The sequence below is a fragment of the Moraxella lacunata genome (genome assembly GCF_002027545.1).
GTDB lineage: Bacteria > Pseudomonadota > Gammaproteobacteria > Pseudomonadales > Moraxellaceae > Moraxella > Moraxella lacunata.
Genome location: NZ_MXAN01000012.1, coordinates 61907 through 82812, shown reverse-complemented (window position 1 = coordinate 82812; position 20906 = coordinate 61907). Strand labels below are relative to the sequence as shown.

Annotated in this window: 19 protein-coding genes; 17 read left to right on the top strand and 2 right to left on the bottom strand. The window is 43.5% G+C overall.

Annotation, left to right across the window (positions count from 1 at the left end):
- Window positions 1-6: 6 nt before the first annotated feature.
- Window positions 7-1149, bottom strand: a complete 1143-nt coding sequence (dnaN, locus tag B5J94_RS02725; RefSeq protein WP_062500200.1) for a DNA polymerase III subunit beta — start codon at window positions 1147-1149, stop codon at window positions 7-9.
- Between the two features lie 80 nt (window positions 1150-1229).
- Window positions 1230-2801, bottom strand: coding sequence for a chromosomal replication initiator protein DnaA (gene dnaA, locus B5J94_RS02720; RefSeq protein WP_062500202.1), 1572 nt, complete (start codon window positions 2799-2801; stop codon window positions 1230-1232).
- Window positions 2802-3640: 839 nt separating this feature from the next.
- On the opposite strand from dnaA, the gene rpmH reads away from it, so the two are divergent.
- The 17 genes from rpmH (at window position 3641) to B5J94_RS02630 (ending at window position 20862) form a co-directional block, all read left to right on the top strand.
- Window positions 3641-3775: a 50S ribosomal protein L34 gene (gene rpmH, locus B5J94_RS02710; protein ID WP_062500206.1), complete on the top strand. Its 135-nt coding sequence runs from the start codon at window positions 3641-3643 to the stop codon at window positions 3773-3775.
- Window positions 3776-3933: 158 nt separating this feature from the next.
- Window positions 3934-4338, top strand: a complete 405-nt coding sequence (rnpA, locus tag B5J94_RS02705; protein ID WP_115248106.1) for a ribonuclease P protein component — start codon at window positions 3934-3936, stop codon at window positions 4336-4338.
- A 267-nt stretch (window positions 4339-4605) separates the two neighbouring features.
- Entirely contained in the window at window positions 4606-4920 is a 315-nt protein-coding gene (gene yidD / locus B5J94_RS02700) for a membrane protein insertion efficiency factor YidD (protein WP_062499220.1), read from the top strand.
- Between the two features lie 159 nt (window positions 4921-5079).
- On the top strand, window positions 5080-6738 hold the full coding sequence (gene yidC / locus B5J94_RS02695) for a membrane protein insertase YidC (protein WP_062499221.1): 1659 nt from the start codon (window positions 5080-5082) through the stop codon (window positions 6736-6738).
- 100 nt (window positions 6739-6838) lie between these two features.
- Entirely contained in the window at window positions 6839-8335 is a 1497-nt protein-coding gene (mnmE, locus tag B5J94_RS02690) for a tRNA uridine-5-carboxymethylaminomethyl(34) synthesis GTPase MnmE (protein ID WP_062499222.1), read from the top strand.
- A 9-nt stretch (window positions 8336-8344) separates the two neighbouring features.
- Window positions 8345-8833: a transcriptional regulator NrdR gene (gene nrdR, locus B5J94_RS02685; protein WP_062499223.1), complete on the top strand. Its 489-nt coding sequence runs from the start codon at window positions 8345-8347 to the stop codon at window positions 8831-8833.
- 16 nt (window positions 8834-8849) lie between these two features.
- A complete protein-coding gene (gene ribD, locus B5J94_RS02680; protein ID WP_062499232.1) occupies window positions 8850-9953 on the top strand; it encodes a bifunctional diaminohydroxyphosphoribosylaminopyrimidine deaminase/5-amino-6-(5-phosphoribosylamino)uracil reductase RibD in 1104 nt (367 codons plus the stop codon).
- Window positions 9954-10325: 372 nt separating this feature from the next.
- The gene (locus B5J94_RS02675) at window positions 10326-10988 is read left to right on the top strand and encodes a riboflavin synthase (protein WP_062499224.1); all 663 of its coding nucleotides are present in this window, start codon (window positions 10326-10328) and stop codon (window positions 10986-10988) included.
- A 168-nt stretch (window positions 10989-11156) separates the two neighbouring features.
- On the top strand, window positions 11157-12137 hold the full coding sequence (fmt, locus tag B5J94_RS02670; RefSeq protein ID WP_062499225.1) for a methionyl-tRNA formyltransferase: 981 nt from the start codon (window positions 11157-11159) through the stop codon (window positions 12135-12137).
- 158 nt (window positions 12138-12295) lie between these two features.
- Window positions 12296-13624 carry a 16S rRNA (cytosine(967)-C(5))-methyltransferase RsmB gene (rsmB, locus tag B5J94_RS02665; RefSeq protein ID WP_228144505.1) on the top strand — a complete coding sequence of 443 codons (1329 nt, stop codon included), beginning with the start codon at window positions 12296-12298 and terminating at the stop codon, window positions 13622-13624.
- 279 nt (window positions 13625-13903) lie between these two features.
- Entirely contained in the window at window positions 13904-14134 is a 231-nt protein-coding gene (locus B5J94_RS02660) for a hypothetical protein (protein WP_062499227.1), read from the top strand.
- Window position 14135: 1 nt separating this feature from the next.
- Window positions 14136-14540 (top strand): type II toxin-antitoxin system VapC family toxin, encoded by a 405-nt coding sequence (locus B5J94_RS02655; RefSeq protein WP_062499228.1) that lies wholly within the window; start codon window positions 14136-14138, stop codon window positions 14538-14540.
- A gap of 24 nt (window positions 14541-14564) precedes the next feature.
- Window positions 14565-15977 (top strand): threonine synthase, encoded by a 1413-nt coding sequence (gene thrC, locus B5J94_RS02650; protein WP_062499229.1) that lies wholly within the window; start codon window positions 14565-14567, stop codon window positions 15975-15977.
- A gap of 60 nt (window positions 15978-16037) precedes the next feature.
- Window positions 16038-17333 carry a hypothetical protein gene (locus tag B5J94_RS02645; RefSeq protein WP_062499230.1) on the top strand — a complete coding sequence of 432 codons (1296 nt, stop codon included), beginning with the start codon at window positions 16038-16040 and terminating at the stop codon, window positions 17331-17333.
- 80 nt (window positions 17334-17413) lie between these two features.
- Window positions 17414-18052 (top strand): hypothetical protein, encoded by a 639-nt coding sequence (locus B5J94_RS02640; RefSeq protein ID WP_062499231.1) that lies wholly within the window; start codon window positions 17414-17416, stop codon window positions 18050-18052.
- A gap of 291 nt (window positions 18053-18343) precedes the next feature.
- Window positions 18344-19543, top strand: a complete 1200-nt coding sequence (locus B5J94_RS02635) for an AAA family ATPase (protein ID WP_062498782.1) — start codon at window positions 18344-18346, stop codon at window positions 19541-19543.
- A complete protein-coding gene (locus B5J94_RS02630; protein WP_062498783.1) occupies window positions 19540-20862 on the top strand; it encodes a PA14 domain-containing protein in 1323 nt (440 codons plus the stop codon). The genes B5J94_RS02635 and B5J94_RS02630 overlap by 4 nt, the downstream gene beginning before the upstream one ends.
- Window positions 20863-20906 lie beyond the last annotated feature (44 nt).

Below are 20906 nucleotides of genomic sequence, written 5' to 3'. Positions count from 1 at the left end.
TGCCCATCACACACGCATAGGCATGACGACATATTGATAATTGTGGTCATCGCCCACTTGATAAATGCGTGTCGGACTGGTCGGATGTACCATTTCTAGGCGAATGTCGCCCTCTAACACATTTAGCACAGCACGCAAATAAGACTCATTAAATGAAATCTCAATTGGCTCGCCTGTGTAGTTGACCGCCACTTCTTCTCTGGCTTCGTCCTGCTCACGGTTGGTTGAGATGACATCCACCGTCTCACTTTTGACAAAGTGCAGTAGCACACCAGGGGAGTCTTTGGTGTTTACCACTGCCACCCGACGCAAGACCTCAACCATGCTGTCTTTATTAAAAATGGCAATTTTATCATTATTGGTCGGCATGACACGGCGGTAGTCGGGGAATTTACCCTCAATCAAGCGGGCGGTCAAAGATATCATCATCTGCCCGCCAAAGTTTAAACTGACGGTCAAAAAGTCGCTATCTAATCCCAAAGTTACCATGTCGCCATTTTCTTCGGCAGTTTTTAGTAGGTCGGTCAAGAGCTTTTCTAACCCACTGACCGCCTTACCAGGGATGATGACTTTGGTTTCATCATGGCTGTCCGCCAAGGTTTGATACGCCACCGCCAAACGATGTCCATCGGTTGCCACCGCGGTCAGTTTGTCGCCCTCAATCTCAAAGAGCAGTCCTGTCAAGTAGTGGCGTACGTCTTGGGTCGCCATGGCAAAGCGGGTGTGCTTGATGAGATTAAATAAGGTATCACGTCCGATTTTAACCAGCTTTTCTGAGCGTGGCTCGCCAATACTTGGATAATCCTGAGCAGGTAGCGTGCTAAGCATGTATTTGCCCTTGCCACTGGTGATATGACAGCGACTGCCCGCCACTTCAATGCTGACCATGTTATCAGGCAAAGCTTTGCAAATGCCAAAAAACTTATCTGCAGGAATGGTTACCGCCCCTGCCGTCACGCACGCCCCCTCGGGCAGACTAATGACATTGGTCAGCTCCACTTCCAAATCGGACGCGGTCATCGTCAGGCTTTGTGGTTCTAGCACCAGTTTTAAGTTGCCCAAAATCGCCATTTGGTGATGATTATCCACCGCTTCAATGATGAGCGTCATGGCTTTGATGAGTAGGGCTTTATCAATGACTAATTTCATAAAAATCCTTAATATTTACAAAAAATTTAACATATCTATTATAACAAACTTCACACCGCATTTCATGATGGCTGTTACCATCAGGCAAATTCAAGCGTAGCAAGCAAGGCTTGGTAGTCTTTTTCCACCGACGAATCTTCGGCTCGCAGTTCGCTAATTTTCTCGCAAGCATGCATGACCGTGGTATGGTCTCGTCCGCCAAACACTTGTCCTATCTCAGGAAAGCTGTCTTGGGTCAGCTCGCGCACCAATGCCATCGCCATCTGACGGGGGCGAGCGATGTTACGAGCCCGCTTTTTACCAATCAAATCTTTGATTGAAACGCCATAATACTCCGCCACTAGGTCACGGATATTCTCTGCATTAACCGCTCTTGCTCGTGCCTCAATACGGTCTTTGATGGCATGACGTACCAGCGAGAGTGTCACCTCACCACCCACCAATAGGGCGTTGGCACGCACTTGGTTTAACGCTCCTTCTAATCGGCGAACATCGGGGGGCATGTTTTGTGCCATAAAAATCGCACAGTCTTTGGGCAGTTCCATGCCAAGCAACGTCGCCTTTTTTTGCAAAATTTGCATACGCATTTCAATGTCAGGCGGTTCGATGGCAAGCGACAACCCACCCTCAAAGCGTGACAAAAAGCGTGTGTCAAAATCCTGCATTTGTGACGGTGGTCTGTCAGACGCCAAAATCAGCCGTTTATCGCCTTTGGTAAATTCGCCAAATAACGTCATCAAAAACTGCGAGACTTTCGGGCCGTTTTTGTTATTAATCATGTGAACATCATCAACGATGAGCAAATCCGCCTGACAAATCCGTCGAAGCAGAGAATCTGCCCCACCCTCGCCCCCACGCAGGGCATTAATGGTCACCTTAAAAAACTGATCTTTGCTAAAATAACACACCAAAAGCCCAGCACGTTCATAGCGGTGAGCCACCGCATGCATGAGATGGGTCTTGCCCAGCCCTGATGAGCCATAGATAAAATACAAATGCGTGTCATGCTTGGCGGTTTTATCGGTCAGGTTTTTAGTCAGCTCTTGGCAGGCGTTATATGCCAGTGCATTGGACTTACCCTTGACAAAATTTTCAAAGGTAAACCGCTCTTCTAAGGGCTGGCTCTCTTCAATGCTCGTCGGCTTTTTGGGTGATTTGGGCTTTTGCTTTTTGGGAGTTTTGTCTACCTTGTCGCTTTTTGGCACAAGGGGCATGACCCGCAGGGCAACACTTGACACATGCCGACCACCACCATCTGCCAGACGTGCCACCGCCACACAGATTTTATCATAATAATGCGTCTCAATACGACGGATAAACACATCATTAATGGCAAACAGCACCAACGTCTCGTCAGCAAATACAGGTTTTAAAGAACGCAGCCACTGATTTAACTCACTCTCTTTTAACTCATGTTTTAACTCAGATAGGCACGACTGCCAAAACAGCTCAGCGTCGGCATCATGTTTTTGAACATCGCCAATCATGCCATCATCGCCCACTCTGCCACCTGCCAAGTCTTTATCGCCGACGACAGGGGCATCACCCTTATGATTAGCATCATAACTGACATTTGTATCCATGCCCACATCCGTCTTATCAGACGGTAGGTGTTCCGGCATGGTTTCATCAAACAGCGATATGTTTTTCATGATAAATTAACTCAAATAACAAACTTGGATAAATAATAAATTTAGATGAACAAAATTCAACTTAAAGCAAACTTGGGCGGCCGGCCAACATCTGGACTGCCACCTTTTCATGTTTGTATCTTGTGCCTACACCCACTTAAAACGTCATTAAAAACAAAAAGTTATAATTAAAAATAATCATAACGATAAGTTTTTAATAAAAACAAAAAATAATTAATAATACAAACAGGCGAAAAGTCCCACAATTCTTGGTGTTCTGACTAATTTTTAATCAAACACCAACTTGCCCACCCTTAAATTTTTGCCTATAATACCACAAATTTGACATTTTTCAACGATAATTTTTCTGTGGATAAGTTTGTGGATAAGTTTGTGGATAACCAAAACAAAGAACTTATTCACATTTTTCCCACAGGTTATATACAGGTTTATCAACAATATAAATACATGATTTTAATAAATTTTTATTACTTATCCACAGAAATACCAATCCTTTATTATTATTATTTTTATATTAAAATAAAAAATAAGCCAGTGGCAAATCTGTGGATAACTTTTTAAAAATATATTAAAAACCAACTCATTTTCAATGATAACACTTAATCCATACGATATAACAACGACAGACATAAACACCATCAGAAAAACAATATTATAAAAAACCTTGACTTGGAAATGTTTTTTTAGTAAAATCCATAGGTTTTTCGCCAAACATCCATCATGACCGCATCGGCTGATAGCTAAATATAAGTCTGGTGACCTAACTGTTTGGTTAAACATAATCCATCACAAGAAATGGCTTCTGCAGAGCCTGTGATACAACCTTATAAGGCATTATCATGAAACGTACATTCCAACCATCTAACCTAAAACGCAAACGCACTCACGGTTTCCGTGCTCGTATGGCAACCAAAAACGGTCGTCAAGTCCTAGCCCGTCGCCGTGCCAAAGGTCGTCATCGTTTGACCGTATAATCTTGTAGATTATCAAAGATTAAGCACTCCTCGGGGTGCTTTTTGTTTGTCTAAGTTTTGCCTTGAAAGTTTATAATTTTAAATTTTTGTGTGTTGGATAAATCATTGACGAAACACGCCAAGCCTTGTATGATAGCTTGATTTAATCTGTTTATATCATGACAAATCCACAATCTAGCACCCCTACCCCACCATTTTGCTTTACCAAAGCCCAGCGTCTGCTTAGTCCCAATGACTTTAAACGGGTCTTTGATAATCCTATCAAAAAAATCCACTCTGAACATCTGCTCTTATTTGTCCAAACAGGCATACCAGAGCAAACGCCCGCTCGCTTGGGGCTTGCCATTACCAAAAAAAAGGTCAAACTAGCCGTCATGCGTAACCGCCTAAAACGGCTCACTCGTGAACATTTTCGCCATACTGCTCCCACGCTTGGGGCGGTGGATGTGGTGCTTATTGTTAAGAAAAACTACACAAAAGAGACTGACCTGCATGGCGAGCTGACACACATTTTTGAAAAATTAGCCATGCTTTTTCCTAGCGATTTATCTAAAATTAATTAGGGTGTGTTGAATATTGGTATTTACAATGAAAAATGAGAAAAATCGCCCGTTTTTCAAGGAAAAAATGCAGGCTGATAGTCATTCTATTAGACAAGTTTTTATTATGAAAAACAATCCGACCACTTAATTTTAAAAATTGAGTTAAAATCTTAAAAATTTACACGATTAAGTGGTCGGATAGCCATTTTTCATGCAAAAATTGGTTGAAATTGTCAAATTTTTATCTTACTTTATAAAAATGTTATCAATGTTCAACACGCCCTAGCTATGCTAACCAAATTTTTACTACGGCTTGTCAGATTTTATCAAAAAGCAATCAGCCCACTTATTCCTGCTCGCTGTCGCTATTACCCAACTTGCTCGGCGTATGCTCACACCGCCCTAACAACCCACACCACGCCAAAGGCTCTAATACTGATTATCAAAAGAGTATTATCTTGTCAGCCCTTTGGTGGTTCGGGGATTGATTTTGTGCCGGTGCCGTTATACCGCTACGCCTTTGTGTCGGCGATAATTCTGCATCGCTACCCCTTAAAAGACCGCCATTCTTATCAAGCTCGTCAAAACCATTTGTCAAAATAATCGTTTACCAATGATTTTACAGTGTTTTAAGTAAATTGATATTCCAAAATTGATGATAATCCTTGGGTTTATTTACAAAAAAATGGGGTAATTTTTGTTATTTTATTGTAAAATAGCCTATTTTGTTTTCTATTTTAAACATTGCAAAGGCTAAAACTTATGCAAAAGATTTTACGGACCCTAATTATTATTGCCATGCTCATCACGTCTTATCTGCTCGTGTTGGCGTGGCGAGATGATTATGCCAATAAGCCTGTAACAGCGACACAGCCTGTGGCAGTGCAAGGGGCAAGTGATGTGCCAAGTGCCGGCGGTGGCGATGTGCCAGTGGTGGGCGGAGCCACGCCTGTGATGACACCAAATGTCAGCAGTGGCTTGATTAGCGTCTCAACCGACCGCTATGACATCAAGATTAACCCTGTGGGCGGGGACATCGTTTATGCAGGGTTGAAGCAGTATGATGCCACGCTTGGCAGTAGCGAGCGGTTTGTGCTGTTGGAGAGTGAGCAGGGTCGCACCTATGTCGCTCAGTCGGGACTGGCAGGGCAAGACGGCATTGACACTAATGCAGGACGTGCCATTTATCAAAGCCCCAGAACCAGCTATGACATGGCAGGCACGGCGGTGCTAACCGTGCCACTGATTCATGAAAAAGACGGCGTAACCATTACCAAAACCTACACCTTTAACGCCGGCGAGTATCCCATTAACGTGGCGTATAACATCAACAACGCGTCCGATAAGGTATGGCAAGGCAATATGTACGCCCAACTAAAACGTGATGGCTCTGCCGACCCTGGTCTTGATGATAAGGGCATGATGGGTATGGCGACCTATCTGGGCGGTGCGTGGGGCGTGCCTAGTGAGCCTTATAATAAGTTAAAATTCAAAGACTTTAACGGTGGCGAGCTCAACGCCGTCAGTAGCGATGGCTGGGTGGGCGTGGTTCAGCACTACTTTGTCTCGGCGTGGACACCGGGTAATTTTGATGGGCAATTTTATGCTCGTGAAAGCGGTGGCGAGCATTTTATCGGCTTTAATAGCCCTGCCGTTGTCGTCCCTGCTGGCAAACAAATGACCATAGATGCCACGCTCTATGCCGGCCCTAAGGTGCAAGATGAGATGGCAGGGGTGGCAACAGGGCTTGAAAAAGCGGTAGATTATGGCATATTTTGGCCAATCTCAAAGCCGATGTTCTTAATCCTTGACGCCTTGCACAAAATCTTGGGTAACTGGGGCTGGGCGATTGTCGGTTTGACTTTAATTGTCAAGATTGCCCTGTTTTGGTTATCCAACAAAAGCTATGTGTCTATGGCAAAAATGCGTGCCATTGCCCCCAAATTAGAAGCTCTAAAAGAAAAACACGGCGATGACCGCATGGCGATGAGTCAGGCGATGATGCAGTTGTATCGTGATGAAAAAGTCAATCCGATGGCAGGCTGTTTGCCGATTTTGCTACAAATGCCGATTTTCTTGGGGCTATACTGGTGTTTGGTGGAGAGTGTGGAGCTACGCCATGCCCCTTGGATTTTGTGGATTAAAGATTTGTCCGCCATGGATCCGTGGTTTATTTTGCCGATTATCATGATGGCAACCATGTATTTTCAGCAGCTTCTAAATCCACAACCGACCGACCCTATGCAGGCTAAGATGATGAAAATCATGCCACTCATTTTCGGGGTGTTTATGCTGTTTTTCCCCGCAGGTTTGGTGCTGTATTGGACGGTAAACAACCTATTTAGCATGGCTCATCAGCAGTTTGTTAATAAGCGAGTTGAAAAAGCCTACAACAAACCTGTCAAGGTGTTGTCCGATTGATGATGATTAGTCCCAAGCAATCCGCCTATCTGGGCGGATTTTTTGTGGGCAAAGTTGGCTAAATAATGGTAAAATGACAAAAATTTTATCAACTACCACTATGCCAACTCTATCTCAACAACCCACCATTGTCGCTATCGCAAGCCCTATCGGTCAAGGCGGTGTGGGCGTGATTCGCCTGTCAGGTCGCACCGCCCACGCCATTGGCTGTGCCATATCGGGCAAATCGGCTCTTACTCCACGCCACGCCCATTTTGCCAAATTTAAGGACAACACAGGGGCAGTCATCGATGAAGGGGTCATCATCTACTTTAATGCCCCACATTCGTTCACAGGCGAAGACGTGGTGGAGCTACAAGGGCATGGCGGTATGGTCTTGCAAAACTTGCTCCTTGCTCGCTGTTTTGAGCTTGGGGCAAGGCAGGCAACCGCAGGGGAGTTTTCAATGCGTGCCTTTGAAAATGACAAAATTGACCTTGTGCAAGCCGAAGCGATAGCGGATGCTATCAGTGCTACAAGTGTCGCTCAGGCAAGCAGTGCCATGCGTTCGCTCTCTGGTGAATTTTCCAAAAAAATCAATGAGTTATCTGAGAAAATCGCCAATATCCGCCTGTATGTGGAAGCGAGCATTGATTTTCCTGATGAAGATGACGTGGAGTTTTTGTCGGACGGAGTGATTGAGTCCAAAATCGATGAGATTTTGCGTGCCATTGATGACATTTTGGCAACTGCCAAGCAAGGTCAGCTCTTGCGAGACGGGGTGCAGGTGGTGCTGGCAGGTAAGCCCAATGCTGGCAAATCAAGCCTGCTAAACCGCCTAGCAGGGGTGGAGCGTGCCATTGTTACTGACATTGCAGGGACGACACGAGATACGTTATCCGAGATGCTGGTGTTGGACGGCTTGACCGTGCATTTGACCGACACCGCAGGACTTAGAGACACGTCTGATAAGGTGGAGAAAATCGGTATTGACCGTGCCAAATCTGCCGTCAAACAAGCTGATATTTTGCTGTTTGTCTATGATGTTAGTAGTGAGAGCGGGCCATTTACCCTTGCCAAAGAGCTGTTTGCCGATATTATTGATGAGATTGGCATGGAGAATTTTGAGCGTAAACTTGTGATGATTGCCAATAAAGCCGATTTATTGGGCGATGTTTCACGTGAAACAATGGCTGATTTTAACCCTAATAATAACCACAGTAATAATCAAAATGACAAAAATGTTTCACGTGAAATCATGCAAAATAATTTAAATAACCAAGAAAATGCCAATGTTCCACATGAAACAATCAGCCAAATCCGAGTTTCCTGCACCACAGGGCAAGGGCTTGATGACTTGGTAAATTTATTAAAAGACAAAGTGGGCTTTCATCCGCCAGAGAACAGTCTTATCGCCCGCACTCGCCATCTTGATGCCCTAAAACGTGCCAAATCGCACGCCATGGACGCTCACACTCAGCTTGTCGTCTATCAGGCAGGGGAGCTGGTGGCGGAGAGTCTAAGACTGTCGCAGACAGCATTGGGTGAGATTACAGGGCAGATGACGGCAGATGAACTGCTTGGGCGGATTTTTTCAAGTTTTTGTATCGGAAAATAGGAGAGTGATGTGCATTGTCCGTTTTGTAGTGCCATAGACACCAAAGTGATTGACTCACGCCTTGCTGCCGAAGGGTCACAGGTTCGCCGTCGTCGCCAATGTACCGAGTGTGGCGAGCGGTTTACCACCTTTGAGGTTATGGAGGTGGTCATGCCCCGTATCATCAAAAGCAACGGCTTGCGTGAGCCTTATGATTATAACAAACTTCGCCGTTCTATGGCGTTACCGCTACAAAAACGTCCTGTGAGCATTGATGAGATAGATACAATCGTACACCGAATAGAGCAACGTCTACGTCAAACAGGCGAACGTGAAGTATCTAGCAAGGTGCTTGGCGAGATTGTCATGGCGGAGCTAAGGGCGATTGATGATGTGGCGTATGTACGTTTTGCCAGCGTGTATCGGGATTTTCAGGATATAGAAGCCTTTAAAGCCGAACTTGAAAACTTCGCTCCCAAAGTGTGCCATGATAACCTACAAGGACAAAATCATGAGTGATAGTTTAGCTGATAATATGTTGTCCAATACCGTCAAATCTCGCCTAAGCCCTGCTCTGTCTGATGATGAAAAGTTTATGCTTATGGCGTTAAATGAAGCCGAAAAAGGCGAATTTACCACTCGCCCCAATCCTACGGTGGGCTGTGTGATTGTTAAGAATAACTTAATAATTGGCAAGGGCTTTCACCCCAAAGCAGGGCAACCGCACGCCGAAATTTTTGCCCTACAAGACGCCAAACAGCAAGGCGTAAGCGTACAGGGGGCGACTGCCTATGTTACCTTAGAGCCGTGTAGCCATTTTGGTCGCACGCCCCCTTGTGCGGGTGCCTTGATAGAAAGTGGCGTGTCTCGGGTGGTTATCGCAACCCTTGACCCTAACCCACAGGTGGCGGGCAAGGGCGTGGAAATGCTGTTAAATGCAGGCATATCGGTGTCGTTTGGGGTGTGTCAAAAACAGGCGTATGAGCTAAATGCAGGCTTTTTAAAGGCAATGGCGACAGGTTTGCCTTTTGTCCGCCTAAAAATGGGTATCAGTCTAGACGGTCGCGTTGCCATGCAAAATGGGCAGTCTAAATGGATAACGGGCGAATTATCTCGCAAGGACGTGCAAAACTTGCGTGCCAAAAGTGGGATGATTATCACAGGCTCAAACACGATTATCGCTGATAACCCTGCCCTAAACGTACGTTTGCCCGATGTGGAGCTTGATAATATCGGCATAACCGCCATACCCCAACCCAAAATCGTGGTGGTGGACAGACGTGGCAAGTTGTCGCCTGATGATGATTTTACGGTACTCAAAAACCCTAATACACTGATTTGGCAAGATGATTTACCTGCTCTTTTAAAAATACTCGTGGCAAAGTATCAATGCCATGATGTGCTGGTGGAGACAGGGGCGACGCTTGCCACAAGTTTTTTAAGCCAAAACTTGGTAGATGAGCTTATCATTTATCAAGCCCCTTGCCTTTTGGGAGCGACTGCCCGTCCGATGTTTGGGGGGCAGTTTGAGCGGTTGCAGGATAAGCTAAATTTTACGCTTGTAGATGTAGAGCGGCTTGGCGATGATGTTAAGATGATTTTTCGCCCAAAAAAACTTATCCACAACTTGATTGCTTAAATGATTGAGCAAAAATTTGGCAAAAAATGTTCCACGTGAAACTGTGGAAAACTTTTTAAAAATCGACGGTTTTGATTAAAAACAAGATTTGATAACACGCCATAAGCCTTGATTTCAAAGTGTTTCACGTGAAACCAAAAACAGCTAACCATGTTCCACATGAAACATCTTTGGGTTGTGGATAAGTTAAATGGATTATTTGCAAAAGGTCAATGATTAAAAAGTTATCCACAACTTATTTATAAAAATTTCCTAGATTTTTTATGGAATTTAAGGTGGGTAAAGCAGAATGTTTCATAGATAAATGATTGATTTTTTAAATCATGTGCAAAACAGCAAATCATTTAAAAAACCAATCATAAAAGGTGAGTCATGTTTACAGGTATCATAGAGACGACAGGCACGCTGACCGCCATTACGCCCACAGGGGGTGATGTGCGATTGACGATTACTGCCCCTGATTTGGATTTTGGCGATGTCAAGTTGGGCGACTCCATTGCGTCCAACGGCATTTGCTTGACGGTGGTGGCGATAGACAGTAATAGCTATGCGGTAGATGTTTCACGTGAAACATTAGCCATTTCCGCCCTAAACGTCTGGAAAGTGGGCGATACGCTAAACCTAGAAAAAGCCATGCTCCCAACCACACGTTTTGGTGGGCATATCGTGGCAGGTCATGTAGACGGCGTGGGCAAAATCGCCAAAATTGCCAAAGACGCTCGCTCGGTCTATATAGAAGTCGCCCTACCGTCAGAGCTGATGAAATACACCGCTGACAAAGGCTCAATCACGGTGGACGGTATCAGTCTGACGACCAACCGCATAAAGCCGTCTGAAAATATCGTCTGCCTAAATATCATTCCACATACGGCTGAGATGACCAACATCGCACGGCATTGGACGGTGGGGCGAGCGGTAAATATAGAAGTGGATTTGGTGGCACGGTATTTGGAGCGACTTATCGGAGCAAAAACCGACACGCCACAAAGCAGGATTACCGAAGAGTTGTTAATAAAAAGTGGGTTTTTTAAATAGACTTAATGAACCCAATGCTTAACATAGGATTTGTAGGGGCGTGTTGAACACGCCTAAAAATGAGAATATTAAAGGACGTGCTCAGCACGTCCCTACGTTCATGTTATTAAATTGGATTGCGGTAATTTAAAAATCTATGATGATTACCCAGTATTATAAAGGTAAAAAATGAACCAAAAATTACGCCTAATTTTCGCAGGCACACCAGAATTTGCCAAAGTTGCCTTGCAAGCCCTAATTGACCGCCAAGACGAGCTAAATCTTGACATCGTGGCGGTCTATACCCAACCTGACCGCAAGGCAGGACGGGGGCAAAAATTGACCGCCAGCCCCGTCAAAGAGCTTGCCCTTGCCCATAATATCCCTGTGGAACAGCCGATAAGTTTTAGCCTAAAACATGAAAAAGGACAGGTTTCACGTGAAACACTCGCCAATTATCGTCCTGATGTGATGATTGTTTGTGCTTATGGCTTGATTTTACCGCTTGGCGTGCTGGGTATCCCGACCTATGGTTGCCTAAACATTCACGGCTCGCTACTGCCTAGGTGGCGTGGGGCAGCTCCCATTCATCGCTCAATTTTGGCAGGCGATACGACCACAGGCATTACGATAATGCAGATGAATCAAGGGCTTGACACGGGCGATATGCTCTACAAACTTCCCTGCGACATTGCCGACACCGACACAACCCAAACGCTTCATGACAAATTGGCGGATTTGGGCGGTGTGGCAATGATAACGGTACTGAAAGATTTGGCGACTTATAAGGCTAATGCCGAGCCACAAGATGACAGCCTTGCCAATTATGCCGAAAAAATAAGCACCGATGAAGGGCAAATCAACTGGCAAAATTCTGCCCACCATATCAATCGTCAAATCCGTGCGTTAAATGCGTTTGCCTTTTTAAATGGCGAGCGTATCAAGGTGCTAGAATGCACGCCCATAAAGCCTGACCAAACCACAACCGAGACGGCAGGTAAGATTATGAGTGTGGGGCGAAAGGCGGTGCTGGTGGCGTGTGGTACCGATGAAAATGGCGATAAGCATTTGATAAATATCACAAAAATGCAATGGGCAGGGGGCAAGCCTTTGACCGCCGAACAAATTGCAGTGGGTGATAAATTAAAAGACGGACAGGTTTTTGAATGATTGGCGGTTATGATGAAAGTTAATTGTATTGGGTTTTGTAAAATAAGAGGTTTTCCGTTCGCCCTGAGCCATGCCTACGGGTCGAAAAACCGTCATGGGCAGGCATGGCTCGCCATGAACGGTTTTCTTTATTTTTAAGAGTGTACAGGAAATCTAATATGCAAATCAATCCACAATTACCCGTCCGAGCCAATATTATTTTAATCCTTGAAAAAATCAATCAAGGGCAATCCTTAGTATTATTATTGGACGATTTATTAAACGCTGTCAAAGATAATGAAAAAGGCTTTGCTCACGAATTATTATTAGGCACGCTTCGCCATTGGCACGCCATTAGTCGCATTGGCGAGAGTTTAATAAAACAGCCCCCAACCGATATTGGCATTACCTGTGCGTTAAATATGGGTTTGTATGAAATTTTATATATGAACACGCCTGATTATGCCATTATCAATGAAACATTAAATGCGGTCAAATCTTTAAATAAAAATTATGGCGTGGGACTCATTAACGCCATATTACGAAAAGTGGCGGACAAAAAAGAAAAATTCGCCAAAAAGGTCAATAAAAATCACAGTCTGCCTAATTGGCTTGCCAAAGAATTCAAGCAAGATTGGGGCGAATATTATGAAAATTTGGGGCAAAATTTGCGAAAGCCTGCTCCGATATTTTTGCGTGTTAATGGCAAATTTAGCACGCTGGATAAGTATGCTGATTTGTTAAATTCTGCCGATATATCCCATGAAATCCTACCGCTTGGTGTGGCAGACGAGCGTGTGATGAAGCTGACCACTTCGCAAAAAGTGCAATCGCTACCGCATTTTCAAGACGGCTTTGTGAGTGTGCAAGACCGCCATGCACAGCTTGGTGGACATATTTTAAAGGCGTTAAACTTACCCAAAAATCTAAGAGTTCTGGACGCTTGCACCGCACCAGGGGGGAAACTCGCACAACTGCTTGAACTGTCAAACGATGTGTTTCACGTGGAACATATCACGGCACTAGACAATGACGAAAAACGCCTAAACCGTGTGCATGATAATTTGGCTCGCTTGGGGTTGGCGGACAAGGCGGACGTGATTTGTGCGGACGGCACGAGCTATCGCACGGACACGCCCTTTGATGTCATCGTGCTTGACGCTCCGTGTACTGCCACGGGGGTTATCAGGCGACACCCTGACATTGCTCTACTTCGCACCGAGCAAGATGTCGCCCAAACGGTTGCCTTGCAAGCGGATATTTTGCAAAATCTATGGCAAAATCTGGCGGTGGGCGGGCATTTGCTCTATATTACCTGCTCCTTGTTAAAGGCGGAAAATGAACGTCAAATGACAACTTTCCTTGCTCGCACGCCAAACGCCAAAGCGGTGGATTTTGAATTGACCCTACCCAATCAAATCAAGCAAGCGATTGGCTATCAATGTTTGCCATTAAATGACGATGACGGAGACGGATTTTATTATGCGTTGCTACAAAAAGTGGATTAAAGGCAAAATAAATGGTAATATGAACATTATTTTTTAATGAAATAGATAAGTAATTGCCAAAATCATTTGCCAAGATTATATCAATTTAGACAGACACTTCACTCTCAACTTAAAATTGTAACTTATTGATTGTCTGATAATTATTTTTTGGATTGTAGGGGCGAATTGCAATTCGCCCTTGATAAATCAATCACTTGTGTAAAGTTGAGAATGGGGTATAGACAGGCATTTAAAGAAAAATATCAGATGTATTATGATTGGTAAATAATAGGAGTTGTCATGGATATTAAGCCAATACAAACCATTGAACAAGCCGTTCAATACATACAGTCCATTCCAGTCCAAAGACAGCAAGGTATTTTTGATTATTTGTATGCGGATATGATTGATTATCAAAACAGGTCAAAAACAAATCAAGAAAAACGCCAATTTGGATTATATCAAGGCAAAGGCAGTTTTAAATTTTCTGATGATTGGGAGATGAGTGAAGAAGAGTTATTGGGATTATAACATGAAAAATCAGTACGTTATAGATACACATATTTTTCTGTGGTTAGTTTTTAATCCTGATAAAATCAATGATAAAATCAGACGTTTATTAGAAGATAAAAACAATCAAGTTTTTATCTGCAATACCAGTTTTTGGGAAATTTCCATTAAATATAATCTGGGTAAATTGGATTTAAATGGCGTATCGCCCAAAGAATTGCCTAATATTGCCATAAAAATGGGTGTTGAAATTATACAAGTTAATCATGATATTATGGCAAACTTTTATCAATTACCAAAAGTAGAAAAACACAAAGACCCGTTTGATAGAATTATGATTTATTATTGTATTTATCATAAATTAACATTGGTTTCTATTGATGACAAATGCAATGAATATCAAAAGTTTGGTTTGGATTTAATATAATTTTTTAATTTAAAAGGTACTTTTATGAACTATATCAGCACTCGTGGCAATACCGCCCCCATGCAATTTAGCGATGTTTTGCTTATGGGGCTTGCCCCTGACGGCGGTTTGATGCTACCCAAAACCTACCCACAGATTGACCGTGCGACTTTGGATAAATGGCGGTCGCTGTCTTATACCGAGCTTGCTTTTGAGATTATGTCGCTGTTTGCCACGGACATTCCAAGCGATGATCTAAAGGCACTCATTGACAAAACCTACACCAAAACCGCCTTTGGCACGGACGAGATTACCCCTGTTCGCACGCTAAAAGACGGCATTAAAATTTTGGAATTATCCAATGGCGTAACGCTTGCTTTTAAAGACATGGCAATGCAATTTTTGGGCAATGCCTTTGAATACGTCCTAAAACAAAAAAACAAACGCCTAACCATTATCGGAGCAACGTCTGGCGATACAGGTAGTGCCGCCGAATATGCCTTGCGTGGTAAAGATAATATTGATGTCTTTATGATGTCGCCACACGGTAAAATGAGCGAATTTCAGCGAGCTCAAATGTATAGCCTTATGGACGATAATATCCATAATATCGCCATTGACGGTATGTTTGATGATTGCCAAGACATTGTTAAAGCCATTCAGCAGGATAAAGCATTTAAAGACAAATATCAAATTGGCACGGTTAATTCTATTAACTGGGGTCGTATTTTGGCTCAAATTGTTTATTATTTTAAAGGCTATTTTAATGCCACCAATAATAATGACGAGCGGGTAAGTTTTTGTGTGCCGTCTGGTAATTTTGGTAATGTCTGTGCAGGGCATATCGCCCGTGAAATGGGATTGCCAATTGCCCGTTTAATTGTGGCGACCAATGAAAATGATGTATTAAATGAATTTTTTAAAACAGGCAAATACATTCCAAGAAAAGCAAGCGAGACTTATGTAACGTCTAGTCCGTCTATGGATATTTCAAAAGCGTCTAATTTTGAGCGTTTTATTTATTTGCTCATTGGCAAAAATGGCGATGAATTAAATAATCTATGGCAAGATGTCAATAGCGGTAAGGGATTTGATTTGTCGCATTTATTAAATGATGCCAATGACAAATACGGCTTTGTGTCGGGTAAATCCACGCACGCTGACCGCATTGCCACGATTAAGGCAGTGTGGGAAAGCGATAAGGATTTGCTAGACCCACACACGGCAGACGGTGTCAAAGTCGCCCGTGAAGTGCGTCTGGCTGATGAAGTGATTGTGGTTGCCGAGACGGCATTGCCTGCCAAATTTGCCGAGACTATTATTGAAGCGGTTGGACAAATTGATATTCCACGTCCTGAGCATACCAAAGACATTGAAAACCTACCGCAAAAAGTCGTGGTGCTTGATAATAAGGCAGAGCTGGTTAAAGAGCAGATTGAGAAGTTTGTGAGACTTTAAAAAATAAAAAAGCCATTTTATTTATGATAAAATGGCTTTTTTGAATTATTAAAAACAATCATGGGTAAAGCATATCAAATAGACGGTGATGACGATGAGGTAACCTTATGGGAGGGTTCACCTGCCTTTCGTCGTTTGGTGTATGGGGCGATAGCGTTGGTTTTGCTCACGGCTTATGGCTTTTGGGTATCTGCCTATTTGCAAGAATACCAAAGGCATATAGATATGATTAATCAGCAATATCGAGAGTCCTCAGGCACCAATGAGCAACTCATTGAAGATGTCTTACCCAAAAAAAGCCGTAACCCTGTGTGGAATAATAACCCCCAAGCGGCATCAAAACTTAATTATAAAACCCTTAATGATTATCCGTTGGCAACAGACAGTTGGCAAAACCGTTTTAATCCCAATAAAATCGCCCCAAGTTCTGGCTTTGAGGTGTATTATATCAATCAACAAAAACCCAATGAGGTAGCATTAAAAGAAATTAAACCAAACATTGCCATGAATTATTATGGTGATGAAATCAAAGGCATTCCCACAAAGGAGTTGGCGACTTATTGGGTGGGACGAATATCCGTGCCAAAAGACGGTATTTATTTTATTAAAAAAAGCGGTGATTGGAAAAGTATGCGGATATTATTAGACGGGCATATTATGGATAAAGGAAGTTTTCAAGGCACATCTGAATTAAATGTTTATTTAAAAGAAGGGGATTATTTGTTAGAAGTAGAAATGGCAAATAAAACCAACGATTTAGATTTGGCGGTCAATTTCTTTCACCCTATCATCACTTATAAAAACACTGAGTTAAGTCAGCAGTTAGCAAAACTGAATGTCAATAATTACAACTTGTATTTTGCATCTACTTATCGAAGTGATGATTTTAATAATGCAGTGAGTATCCACTCAAAGGTAAGCGAGCCTTATGTGTTGGTATTATCAAACAGCGAACCTGTGAATTGGCGTATTTATGGCAATGCCCCCCAAGCGATTATTTATAGTGGCGCAAATACCAGTATTAATTCTGTGGGTTCGCCCCATATTGTCAAAACTGATTTTTTAAATGTGCCTTATAATCTACTGGCAGAAAAGAGCAGTTGTAGTTGTCATCAAGGGGTGTTTAGTTGCTCGGGGGTTGCCAGTATGCGAGCGTCTATTGAGCATATTGAAGACATCACTGGCATGAGATTGGTAGGCGGTGCAGGCGATAACTATGCCAGAATATTACGTCTGCCCAAAGACAGAGTAAGCCATGATATCATGAGTCGTCAAACCCAAGACTATGAACAAAAACGAGTGGCGTGCCAAGTGCCGACCAGTCCTGTAAATCAAACCAACGACATAAGTCCTTGATATAGACAATAATAATCGGTTGTGTTTTTGGTTGCCCTACTATATAATTTGCCTTAATTTAAATTATCGTAACCACACCAATGAATCCAGCCCCATCGCCTAAGCGAGTAAAACCCCCAAAGCCCAAAAAACAACAAAACACCTACAAATTGCCTATCTTTGCCATGATTGCTTTTGTGATTGGTGGTGGGTTTTATTTTACACATAAGGCAAATCAACCAGAGGAGTTGGACGCCCAAGAGGTGGTGAGTGCGGTATTTGTAACCGATGAAGATGATGTACCACAGCATTTACAAGACCAGCGTTTGGCGGATTTCCAGGAAAGCAACAAAAAAGGGGGTTTTGATGTGCAAATTTTTGACCAACAAACCGCCAACGACAAAATCACCAACAGTGATATGTCTGAAACCGACCGCGTACGCTTATTAGAGGTACTCGTGGAGAATCCCCACGCCAGAGTGGCGGAGCTGATTTTGTGGGACGATGTGGCAGAGGACGGCGATGTGGTTACGGTCAGCTCGCTAGATATGAGTCAGCGGGTGGCACTCATGCACGCCCACAAGACCATTTATGTCCCTGTGGTCAATGGCAAGCCCGTTGTCATCACAGGAGTCAGAGACGGTGGCGGTGGTATTACGCTCGGCTTTGCTGCTGGTGGTAGCAACGCACTTGCCCCTGTCATTAGAGAGGGTGAGTCGGTGGAGATACTGCTGTATTAAGATTAGGGCGTGCCTTCCTTTGGTATTTGCAATGAAAAATGAGAAAAATCGCCCGTTTTTCAAGGAAAAAATGCAGGTTGATAGTCATTCTATCAGACAAGTTTTTATTATGAAAAACAAGATTTAGCCATTTTCATGCAAAAATTGATTGAAATTGTCAATTTTTTATCTTACTTTATAAAAATGTTATCAATATTCAATACGCCCTATATTGCCAAATAGATTAAAATCATTAAATTTGTCATATTTTATAAAAATGCTATCAATGTTCAATATGCCCTAACTGTCATCATGTCTTTTATTGCCAAAATCACCCCTTACCTATTTGCCATTATATGTCTTGTCATGTTATGGAAAATGTTGCCTGACTTTAATACGGTGGCGATGTTTATTTATTATGTTCGCTGGTATCTGGTGATGATTTTGATATTGGTGCTACTTTTGATAGTGGCGATATGGCTACATTGGCATGAAATGGCCCCTGACTTTATATATAGGATTATTCCAATGGACGTATTAGACCGATTAAGTAATTTGCAAGTGATTGAAGAGGCGGCATCACAGGCGGACAAAGAGGCGATTATTATTGATAGTGCAAGGCTTAATCAAGACTTGCAAGCCAAAGTCATCGGACAGGCTCAGGTGTGTAGCGACTTATCGGCGCAACTAAGACGGCGACTGGCGATGATGCAACGCAACAAGCCTGTGGGGGTGTTTTTGTTTGCAGGGCCACCGGGGACGGGCAAGACGTATTTGGCAAAGGTGCTTGCTAAACTGTTGGAACGCAAACTTCTGCACTTTGATATGACTCAATATGCCGCAGGGGCATTTAGTGCATCGCAGCTCTTTGGCATGACACGAGGCTATGTCGGCTCAAATACTTATGGGGCATTGACCGCAGGGCTTAGGGATTTTCCTAAGGCGGTGGTGCTACTTGATGAGATAGAAAAAGCACACCCTGATATCCTAAAAAACTTCCTAACCGCTTGGAATGACGGCTTTATCACGGAGGCATCAGACGGCAAACAAATCAGCACCAGTGAGGCGATTTTTATTCTAACATCAAACGCCGCCACAGATGCGTTGGCGGATTTGCACCAAAGTATCAAAGACCCTGATAGTCTAAGAAGTGCATCTGTGGCAACCTTGCGTGAACAGGGTTTTGCCCCCGAGGTGCTAAACCGCATTGACCGTATTTTTGTGTTTGCTCCATTTAGCGGTTTGGATATTGCTCGTATTGTTGCCCTTGAAATAGAACGCATGATTAAGAGCTATGGCTTGGCGGTGGCGGGCAAGGGCATTGACCCTGCCATTATCATTGAGATGATGCAACGCTACAAGAGAATGGGGCATCACGCCAGTAGCCGTGATGTGGTACGCCTATTAGAAGAATCGCTTGCCGACTCGCTCATCACCGCTCGCCAAAATGGTTACGCGGTGGTTAAATTACAAATTGAGGCGGATTCTGTGGTGGCAATAGGTGTGCAATGAGTGGTGGCTATGCAGATGATGACGGCGTAACACTGTGGGAGTATTCTGCCACATTTCGTAAACTGGTGTATGTGGCGGTGGCGTTATTCTGTGTCATCGGCTATGGCTTTCGTGTGTCTTATACGGTGCAAAAACAGCAGGCACATTTGGATTATATCAGACAACAACAGCAAGCCGCCCAGCAAGCTCACCAAGCCCAACAAAATACCGCCAATCAAGCCAACACCCCCCAACAACGCCCAGCGAGTATGATAAATAGCAGAATGCTAGATAGTTTTCCGTCAGCAAGTCAGCGAGTGGGCGAGCGTCTTAACCCAGATAATCTGGTGCCAGCGTCTGGTTTTGATATGTATTTTTTTAATACCCAAGACCCTTATACGGTGGTACACAAAGAAAACGTTGCCAATATCGCCTTAAAATTTAGCTCAATGAATTTTCATAATATTCCCACCGATTTTTTTGGGGCGTATTGGGTGGGGACGGTATTTGTTCCTGTGGAGGGCGAGTATTTTATTAAGGCAAGTGCCAGCCATGCCTCCATACGTGCAATCATTGATGGACGAGTTATTGGCAAAGATGAGCAACATGGCACCATTGGAAATAGGGTGTATCTACAAAAAGGCGTATATACGCTTGAAATAGAATATAAAAATGCTACGCCAAATACCAATATGCACGTCTTTTTTGGGCAACACAGTCAAATCTACAAAAAAGAAGCGTTGGCAAACATCATCGCAGGTATGGGTATTGACAGCAGTACGCCCCTACAAGTGGTGGCAATACCAAGTGCCAAAAATCCCAAAAAAACCATTGCGGTGCATTCAAGCATTGCCGAGCCTTATGTGCTGATGTTGTTTGCCTCCGCAGGGACACTATGGCAGGTGCATGGTATACCCCCAAAGGCGATTATTTACAATGCTGACAACCAAGTACAATCGGTCGGTACACCTTATCTGATTAGGTCGAATTTTTATTTAAGCGGAAACGACCTATCCGATGAGGTGTATTGTGCTTGTACTGAGGGCGGATTTTATTGCCCTGACTACAAGGATTTGGGGGAGACGGTTGCCATGTTCAAAGAGTGGACAGGGCTTAATTTGGCAGGTGGTAAAAGCGATAGTGATGCGGATGTGATTTTTTTGCCTGATGTGGTCGTTACCAAAAATATGGTGGACAGACAACGCCAAAACCACGCCAATCAGCAACAAAGTTGTGCCACAACCAAAACCATTGCACCTGTTATGCCCACCACGCCAACCACACCAAGCCCTGCCAACATGAGCATGGACAATATCACGCCGATTTATGTGGAGCATTAACTGATTTAATAAACTTCCTAAAAAACTGGTTTTCCGTTCGCCCT